General features: G+C 43.9%; 7 protein-coding genes. 4 read left to right on the top strand and 3 right to left on the bottom strand.

Features of this window, described 5'->3' with window-relative positions:
- Positions 1 to 202: 202 nt before the first annotated feature.
- Positions 203 to 1,585 (bottom strand): aminopeptidase P family protein, encoded by a 1,383-nt coding sequence (locus V7L29_RS33865; RefSeq protein ID WP_334738234.1) that lies wholly within the window; start codon positions 1,583 to 1,585, stop codon positions 203 to 205.
- Between the two features lie 47 nt (positions 1,586 to 1,632).
- Positions 1,633 to 1,872 carry a hypothetical protein gene (locus V7L29_RS33860; protein WP_334738233.1) on the bottom strand — a complete coding sequence of 80 codons (240 nt, stop codon included), beginning with the start codon at positions 1,870 to 1,872 and terminating at the stop codon, positions 1,633 to 1,635.
- Positions 1,873 to 2,116: 244 nt separating this feature from the next.
- Here V7L29_RS33860 and V7L29_RS33855 point away from each other — a divergent pair, with 244 nt between their 5' ends.
- Both V7L29_RS33855 and V7L29_RS33850 read left to right on the top strand, forming a co-directional pair.
- On the top strand, positions 2,117 to 2,917 hold the full coding sequence (locus tag V7L29_RS33855) for a PhzF family phenazine biosynthesis protein (protein WP_334689491.1): 801 nt from the start codon (positions 2,117 to 2,119) through the stop codon (positions 2,915 to 2,917).
- Between the two features lie 266 nt (positions 2,918 to 3,183).
- Positions 3,184 to 3,624 (top strand): DUF4332 domain-containing protein, encoded by a 441-nt coding sequence (locus tag V7L29_RS33850; RefSeq protein ID WP_334738232.1) that lies wholly within the window; start codon positions 3,184 to 3,186, stop codon positions 3,622 to 3,624.
- 179 nt (positions 3,625 to 3,803) lie between these two features.
- Here the strand turns inward: V7L29_RS33850 and V7L29_RS33845 are convergent, their stop codons facing one another.
- Entirely contained in the window at positions 3,804 to 4,418 is a 615-nt protein-coding gene (locus tag V7L29_RS33845; protein WP_334689489.1) for a TetR/AcrR family transcriptional regulator, read from the bottom strand.
- Between the two features lie 150 nt (positions 4,419 to 4,568).
- On the opposite strand from V7L29_RS33845, the gene V7L29_RS33840 reads away from it, so the two are divergent.
- Positions 4,569 to 6,326 (top strand): M16 family metallopeptidase, encoded by a 1,758-nt coding sequence (locus V7L29_RS33840; RefSeq protein ID WP_334738231.1) that lies wholly within the window; start codon positions 4,569 to 4,571, stop codon positions 6,324 to 6,326.
- A gap of 45 nt (positions 6,327 to 6,371) precedes the next feature.
- On the top strand, positions 6,372 to 7,880 hold the full coding sequence (locus tag V7L29_RS33835; RefSeq protein WP_334738230.1) for a M16 family metallopeptidase: 1,509 nt from the start codon (positions 6,372 to 6,374) through the stop codon (positions 7,878 to 7,880).
- Positions 7,881 to 8,304 lie beyond the last annotated feature (424 nt).

Below are 8,304 nucleotides of genomic sequence, written 5' to 3'. Positions count from 1 at the left end.
TACAGAATTAAGTGAAGCTATGATTTTTGGCTCGTTAATTCGTCTGATGTTAAAGCGAATGGCATCTTAAGCTTTTGTTTACGAATCAGCTCTTATTAGTATGAATTAGCAAGGCATAATGCATAGATTCAAGTAATTTCAAAACTCTTGTAGAGACGTTGCATTGCAACGTCTCTAATCTAATCAGCAACGCTGATATTTTTTAACAACTCACTAAATCTTCCACAGTACTGGCACTATTTGGTAATGCGGCTGTTAAAACTTCGCTACCTACCTCAGTGACTAATACATCATCTTCAATGCGGATTCCGCGGACATCAGCAAATTCAGATAAACGTTGCCAATTCACCACATTTTGATATTTTGAGCGAACATTGGCATCATTTAAAATTGCTGGTACTTGATAAAAACCAGGTTCAATTGTGACTAGCATTCCTGGACGCAAAGGACGATTTAAACGCAGGTAGCCTAAGCCAAAGCGATCGCTTCTTTCACGCCCCTCTTCATACCCTGCTAAATCGCCCAAATCTTCCATATCATGGACATCTAAACCCAGTATATGACCGACTCCATGAGGGAAAAACAGGGCATGGGCATCCATCTCTACTAAATCTTGGGGATTTCCTTGTAAAATGCCTAACTCTACTAAACCTTCAGCTATGACTGTGGCAGCTAGCAAATGAATATCTTCATACTCTACACCAGGGTGTATTTTGGCAATGCAAGCATCATGGGCTGCTAGTACGATATTATAAATATCTCTCTGGGTGGATGAAAATTTACCAGAAACTGGCCAAGTGCGAGTGACATCACCTGCCCAACCCATCTCCGTTTCAGCGCCAACATCAGCAAGCAATAAGTCACCTGATTGTAGAGGGTAGTGATAGTGTTCGTTATGCAAAACTTCACCATGAACTGTAACAATACTGTTGTAGGAGGTGGTCATATTATGGGCAATAAGTACCCCTTCCATCGCTGCCCGAACTTCTGCTTCCAGCTTCGCTTTTGGTGTTGCTGCCATACCAACTTTGTGGGCTTCTACAGTGACAGCCGCCGCTTTTCGCAACTGGGTTAATGCAGCTTCATCGTGAGTAAGGCGTAGGGTAATGATTGCCTTAGCTAACTCCAAGTCAATTCCTTGGGGAGGACTTTGTGGTAAAACCCATCTATTTAATAGCTGCGACTGCTGCGTCCAAGTAGCTGCATCTTGTACAGCAACTGTGGCGGCATCTTCTACCCAAGACTGTAATTCTGCCATTGGTCGAGCCACATCTGCCCCAATATGCAGGGCTATTTCCTCGCGCGTTGGCATTTCTCCATGCCAAAGGGCGCTGCTGGGTGAGGGGTCGTCAATGAATAGTTCTAGCTTGCCCGCTTCTAGACGAATTGCTGCATTTGATAATGGCAGTCCGGCAAAATAGAGGAAATGACTGCTAGCGCGAAACGGAAAAAGATTTGCCGGAAAGTTGCGCGGATTGTTGCTACCTGACCACAGAATTGCTGGAAAATCAGTCAGGTTGGCTAGTTGTTGCCGTCGGTGGCGTAAACTATCGATTAGGGAAGTAGAAGTTTGTTGGATAAGCATAAATGGAAACTTAAAGAAAAGGATAAAAGTGATAGTTGTGCCTTTATTTAGTCGTTATCTTGTTTATCTTCATCATCTTTATCATCCTTGCGATCGCGATGTTTGTCGTTATCATTTTTGTCGTTCTGGTTAGTCTGCTTAGGCTGTTGGGTAGGTTGTACGACTGGTTTTTGTTGCTCAGTGGGAGCTGGTGGCTGCGGTGCTTCAACAACACAACTACCTAATCCTCCAGAAATTAGCGCTAAGTTGACAGCAGCAAAGATGCTTCTGAAGATTTTTATCCTCATGTTTCCGTTTTGCTTTAACATTGACCCTAGTTTTCGGAGATTGTATTCCTAATTTATAAGGTACTGTATATGGCGGTTCTCATTTGTAACACGCGCTTTGGTAGCCCTGAAGTTGACACTAATGCACAGCTAGCTGTGCGCCCCTAGTAACGATAGGTTGTCTTAGAACAATCGTAACTAGAGGCATAAATCTATAACGCACTTCTGATAAATATATTCCTGTCTAACTTTCAAGGTAACTCTAATGGGACAAATCATTACTCAGGTTGATGCTTTTACCAATATACCTTTCGCAGGTAATCCTGCTGCTGTCTGTGTTTTGCCTACTCCCCAAGACTATCGCTGGATGCAGAACGTAGCGCAGGAGATGAATTTATCTGAGACGGCTTTTCTAGTTAGACAGGATGATGGCTTCAATTTGCGTTGGTTTACACCTACGGTAGAAGTACCGCTTTGTGGTCATGCAACTTTAGCTAGTGCCCATGTACTTTGGTCAGAGGGGCATTTATCACCTAATGAAGTTGCGCGTTTCTATACCAAAAGCGGAGTGCTGATTGCTAAGTTACAAGGTGAGTGGATTGAGTTAGATTTTCCTGTGAATCACTCACGAGTAATCATCAAGCCTCCAGAACTCAAGACTGCTTTGGGTGTACCATACAGATTTGTCTTGCAGAATTCACTAGGTTATTTAGTGGAATTAGAATCGGAAGATTTAGTGCGGCAAATGCAGCCTAATTTTCAACTACTAAAAACCTTACCAATTGGTAAAGTTATAGTTACTAGCTTGACTAATCCTAATTCAGATTATGATTTTGTCTCTCGCTTCTTTGCACCAGAGGTAGGTATTAATGAAGATCCGGTGACTGGTTCAGCCCATTGTTGCCTTGCTGCGTTCTGGCGCGATCGCCTACACAAAAATGAGTTATTGGCTTATCAGGCATCCAGTCGCGGTGGGGTGGTAAAAGTGTATTATGACGGGGGCGATCGCGTCTTTCTCGCCGGACAAGCGGTAACTGTTATGCAAGGTGAGTTAATTACCGCATAAACCTAATATTACTAATCAATGGCATTGTCAGGCAATACAATCGCATTGTCAGGCGATACAATCGCATTATCAGGCAATACAATCGCATTGTCAGGCGATGCAATGGCATTGTCGGGCGATACAATCGCATTGTCAGGTGATGCAATCGCATTGTAAGAGGTTTGGTTAAAATGACACGGCGATACAAATACTAAACTGCAAGAGCGTACTCTTGCCTCGAAGCGACTGCCACAATATTTAAACAAGCCTATATTTTAATTTCAAAAATGTCTGCTAAACACAAAGATAGTAGAAGTCCTATCCAATCTCGTGACTGGTCAATCAAGGAATTACCTGGACTGAGCCATGAGGAACAATCTCAACTGCAAAATTGTGGGATTACCAGCACAGTAGCGCTAATCAAACAAGGGAAAACTCTAGAGGAAAGACTAGCGTTAGCCAATAAACTACAAATTCATCTTCAGTATGTAAATAAATGGATAGCTTTGGCTGACTTGGCGCGTATTCCCAGTGTAGGGACACAATATTGTGGTTTATTGCTCCATGCGGGTATTGGTTCTGTCGCGCAGTTAGCTCAAACTCCAACTCACAGATTGCACCAACAAATTATCCGCTTGCAGGTAGCAACAATGCAGCGACGAGATTTGTGTCCAGCAATTGAATTAGTACAACAGTGGAGTCAGCAAGCGCAAGCAATCATCAGTTAGGAGTAGAGACGCGATTAATCGCGTCTGTACAGGAGTTTTGAGTAGAGACGCGATTAATCGCGTCTGTACAGGAGTTTGGAGTAGAGACGCAATTAATCGCGTCTGTACAGGAGTTTGGAGTTAAAACTCATAATTCATAATTCATAATTGATAATTCAGAATTCTTAACTCATAATTTTTTACTCTTTAGCTAAGACTCCATTAAGGAAGATATCAGCAAGTCCTTCTGCCATTTGCTGCATTTCTTGGGGGGAGGCGTCAGGTTCAATGAGAGTGCTGTTGGAAAAACCTGCGATCGCAAACATTCCTAAGAAAACTTTAGCAACTAGCTTGGCGTCCGTTTGGCGATAAATGCCTTTATCCATCGCTGTTTGAAAGAATGCTTCGCCGACATCGGTCATTTTAGTAATGACTTCTAATTGAATGCGATCGCGCAAATCGGGGTGAAACTGCACCTCCATAAAACAAACACGCATCAAATCAGCATTTTTTTGGAAATTCCACATCCGGCGGCGCATCACCTGAGCTACGGCTTTATAGCTACCCATTTCACTTAATTCTGTCAGTAAATCTGTCAAAATCTCCACCCAGCCATTCGTGGCTACTTCCACCAAAATCGCTTTTTTATTGGGAAAATGACGAAATAGAGTGCCTTCAGCTACACCTGCCGCCTGTGCTAAATCGCGGGTAGTAGTGCCGTCAAATCCCTGAGAAGCAAACAACCGTTGTGCTGCTTCTAAAATCCGGGTGCGCGTCTGAGCCTCTGAAAGCGGGGAAGAATTAAAAACTCGCATAGCAGTTATGGTGAGATTTTCGGAACAGGATTTGTAGCATTATTGTCTAACGTCAAGTAGAAAAAGCGCTGAAAGCTTAATACAAGATTAATCCTCTTTTGCTAAGTATCATGTTTTTTAGGTAGTGTAACTCTATTTTAATTTTTGCTTATGAACCAGATCAGTCGGTCAATTTGGAGATTTGGCGGAAAGTCTGTAGACGCTTGTGCGGCTTCTTGCAGGGTGCGCCGCTTGCCGGCGGCCGTCTCCCTTTGGGAGAAGACCGGACTGCCTCACCAACGCAGTGGCTCAACTTTCCAAGACAGATTTAGGATTTTGGATTGGTCAGATCAAGTATCTGTGATATTGCAGCGGTTGTTTATAACTTTGTTAGCTTTGATCATTTTTTGGTGCGGATTGCTGCCAGAAATTGCCCTGGCTCAAATTCAGACGGCACCTCTTCCCCAAGAAACCAAAACTCCACCAGTTCAAAGTTTGATCCAACCTTATTTGGATCGAGTGATTAAGCGCTTAACGGAGTTTCGCCTCGACAATGGTCTAAAATTCATTGTCTTAGAACGACATCAAGCGCCTGTGGTTTCCTTTCTTACCTATGCCAATGTCGGTGGTGTGGATGAGTCAGATGGCAAAACTGGTGTAGCTCACTTTCTGGAACATTTGGCGTTTAAAGGCACAACGCGCATTGGTACACAAGACTACAAAGCAGAAAAACCTCTATTAGAAACCTTAGAACGATTGGATGCCGAAATTAAAACAGCGAAAACCGATGGCAAAAAAGATGAGGTTGCGCGGTTACAAGCTGAGTTTAAGCAAGTGGAATCGCAAGCAGGTAAGCTAGTCAAGCAAAACGAATTGGGGCAAATTGTCGAACAAGCCGGAGGCGTAGGTTTAAATGCCAATACTTCTACCGAAGCCACCCGTTATTTTTACAGTTTTCCTGCCAATAAGCTGGAACTTTGGATGTCGTTGGAGTCGGAGCGATTTCTTGATCCTGTAATTCGTCGTGAGTTTTATAAAGAGAAAGATGTAATTTTAGAAGAGCGACGGATGCGGGTGGAGAATTCACCTATTGGATTGATGGTGGAAAAGTTTATTGATACTGCTTACAAAGTCCATCCCTACAGGCGTCCGGTGATTGGTTATGACGAAGATATCCGTAATCTGACACCAGAAGATGTCCAGAATTTTTTTGATACTCACTACGTACCAAGTAATTTAGCGATCGCTATTGTCGGAGATGTTAACCCGGTTGAGGTGAAAAAACTGGCACAAACTTATTTTGGACGCTATCAAGCGAAAACCAAAGCTGTTGAACAAATCCCGGCGGAACCGCAACAACAACAAACACGGGAAGTTACTTTACAGCTACCTTCTCAACCCTGGTATTTAGAAGGTTATCATCGTCCGGCAATTACCCATCCAGATAATGCAGTCTATGAAATCATTAGCAGTTTATTAAGTGATGGGCGCACGTCGCGGCTGTATAAGTCTTTGGTAGAAAAGCAGCGTTTGGCGCTAAGTGCCCAAGGTTATAGTGGATTTCCTGGAGATAAGTACTCAAACCTGATATTTTTCTATGCTCTCACGGCTCCTGGTCATACAGTTGATGAATTGGCGGTGGCTTTGCGCCAAGAAATTGACAAATTAAAAACTGAGCCTGTAGCGGCGGTTGATTTGCAACGGGTGAAAACCCAAGCACGGGCGGGTTTGTTACGTACCCTCGATTCAAATACGGGGATGGCTGAACAATTGTTGGAATATGAGGTGAAAACTGGCTCTTGGCGAAATTTGTTTAAGCAGTTGGATGATATTGCGGCGGTGACGACGGCTGATATTGTGCGGGTGGCAAAGGAGACGTTTACACCGGAAAATCGCACGATTGGTAAGTTGTTGTCGAAACAGGCTTAAGAGAAATGAACCACGAAGGGCGCAAAGGGCGCGAAGGAAGAGAGTATGCAGAGGTATAAGGTGAAGGGTAAACAATTCAAAACTCAAAAGAGTCAGAGGTTGATTTATGCCTTGGTTGCTGTTTTTGCGTGTTTACTTTTAACTTGTAACTTTTCTCTGGCGGCGACGGCACAAGCAAAGCATTACACAGAGTTGCAGTTGCCACCGCTACCTGAGATCAAGTTACCTAAGTATGAGCGGTTTGTTCTCCAAAACGGCTTGGTTGTCTATTTGATGGAGGATCACGAGTTACCATTGGTGAATGGGACGGCGTTTGTGCGGACAGGAAATCGCTTGGAACCACAACAGAAAGTCGGTTTAGCTGGTTTTACAGGCGCGGTGATGCGGACTGGGGGAACTAAGAAGCATTCGGCTGATGAACTAAACGAGATATTAGAGCAACGGGCGGCGGCTGTAGAAACTAGTATTGGTGAAGCTTCTGGTAGTGCTAGCTTTGACGCACTCAGTGAAGATTTAGAAACGGTGTTTGGGCTGTTTGCCGAGGTGCTGCGATCGCCAGTATTTGCTCAAGAAAAGCTAGACTTGGCTAAGACACAAGCTAAGGGTGGGATTGCCCGTCGCAATGACAATCCAGATGGGATTGCTAGTCGAGAATTTAAGAAATTGATCTATGGTAAAGATAGTCCCTATGCCCGCACGATAGAGTATGCAACGGTAGCTCAGGTTGAACGTGAGGATTTGCTCAAGTTCTATCAGCAATATTTTCACCCCAATAATATGATTTTAGGGATTGTGGGGGATTTTGATGCTAAGAAAATGCGATCGCTCGTTCAAGCTAAGTTTGGCGACTGGAACCGCAACCCAAGTATTGCTAAACCCAAATTACCAAAGGTTTCGCCAGCTAATACAGGTGGAGTCTTTTTTGTGAATCAGCCACAACTAACGCAAAGTAGTGTGCTTATCGGGCATTTAGGCGGACGGTTCGACAATCCTGATTATGCGGCGCTGGATGTATTGAATGGGGTGTTAAATGGATTCGGTGGACGCTTATTTAATGAAGTGCGATCGCGTCAAGGTTTAGCTTACTCTGTCTATGGCCAGTGGAGTCCTCGCTACGATTATCCTGGCATGTTTATTGCTGGTGGACAAACGCGGTCGGATGCTACCGTCCAGTTTGTCAAAGCCTTACAAGATGAAATCAAGGGCATCCAAACTCAAAGAGTAACAGCAAAAGAACTGGCTTTTGCCAAAGAGTCTACACTTAACTCCTTTGTATTCAACTTTCAAGACCCCAGCCAAACCTTATTACGGTTGATGCGATACGAATATTACGGCTATCCTGCTGATTTTCTTTTTCGTTATCAAAAAGCTGTCGCCGCCACCACAGCCGCTGATGTGCAACGGGTAGCACGAGAATACCTCAAGCCAGAAAAGATCGTGACTCTAGTGGTGGGGAATCAAACTACCATTCAACCACCTTTGACGCAGCTAGCAGCACAGGTGACACTAATAGATGTAACGATTCCTGGTTCGCACCCACAGGCGAAGAATTAATCACAAATTGCGAGCAAAACGATAAGTAGAGATATGATTTATCGCAACACGGTTCGGTTAAAGCAAAAAGGGACTGATGTTTTGAATACATCCTTTACCCTTTACCCCAAAACCAATCCCCAAACCAAACTCGATTGTGAAGAGTGCTTATCCAAACCGTATTGATCCCTTTCTAGATTTCTTGGTAATCGGCGTTTAGTCATGATTACTTGAGTAACTACAGCAGATTGCAATTTCTCTACCTTGGGCTACGCCAAGGTGAAGTACAGATTATCGTAGGGAACATGGCTGTGTCCCTACCCGTGTACTTCATTTACCTGCAATACGCTGTAACGCTCTTCCATCACTCTAGGCAGAGGAAAATAAGAAATCCTCTCCCTCGTAGGGTTCTGGGATAGCACCTCCCATTCGATTCATCAACGCC

It is taken from the genome of Nostoc sp., assembly GCF_036916575.1.
GTDB lineage: Bacteria > Cyanobacteriota > Cyanobacteriia > Cyanobacteriales > Nostocaceae > Nostoc.
The sequence above is the reverse complement of the archived record's forward strand: the minus strand, read 5'-3'. Positions and strand labels throughout refer to the sequence as shown.

Bases quoted from the DNA above. Each gene is read 5' to 3' on its own strand.
- V7L29_RS33865 (WP_334738234.1), bottom strand. From the start codon at position 1,585: ATGCTTATCCAACAAACTTCTACTTCCCTAATCGATAGTTTACGCCAC.
- V7L29_RS33860 (WP_334738233.1), bottom strand. From the start codon at position 1,872: ATGAGGATAAAAATCTTCAGAAGCATCTTTGCTGCTGTCAACTTAGCG.
- V7L29_RS33855 (WP_334689491.1), top strand. From the start codon at position 2,117: ATGGGACAAATCATTACTCAGGTTGATGCTTTTACCAATATACCTTTC.
- V7L29_RS33850 (WP_334738232.1), top strand. From the start codon at position 3,184: ATGTCTGCTAAACACAAAGATAGTAGAAGTCCTATCCAATCTCGTGAC.
- V7L29_RS33845 (WP_334689489.1), bottom strand. From the start codon at position 4,418: ATGCGAGTTTTTAATTCTTCCCCGCTTTCAGAGGCTCAGACGCGCACC.
- V7L29_RS33840 (WP_334738231.1), top strand. From the start codon at position 4,569: ATGAACCAGATCAGTCGGTCAATTTGGAGATTTGGCGGAAAGTCTGTA.
- V7L29_RS33835 (WP_334738230.1), top strand. From the start codon at position 6,372: ATGCAGAGGTATAAGGTGAAGGGTAAACAATTCAAAACTCAAAAGAGT.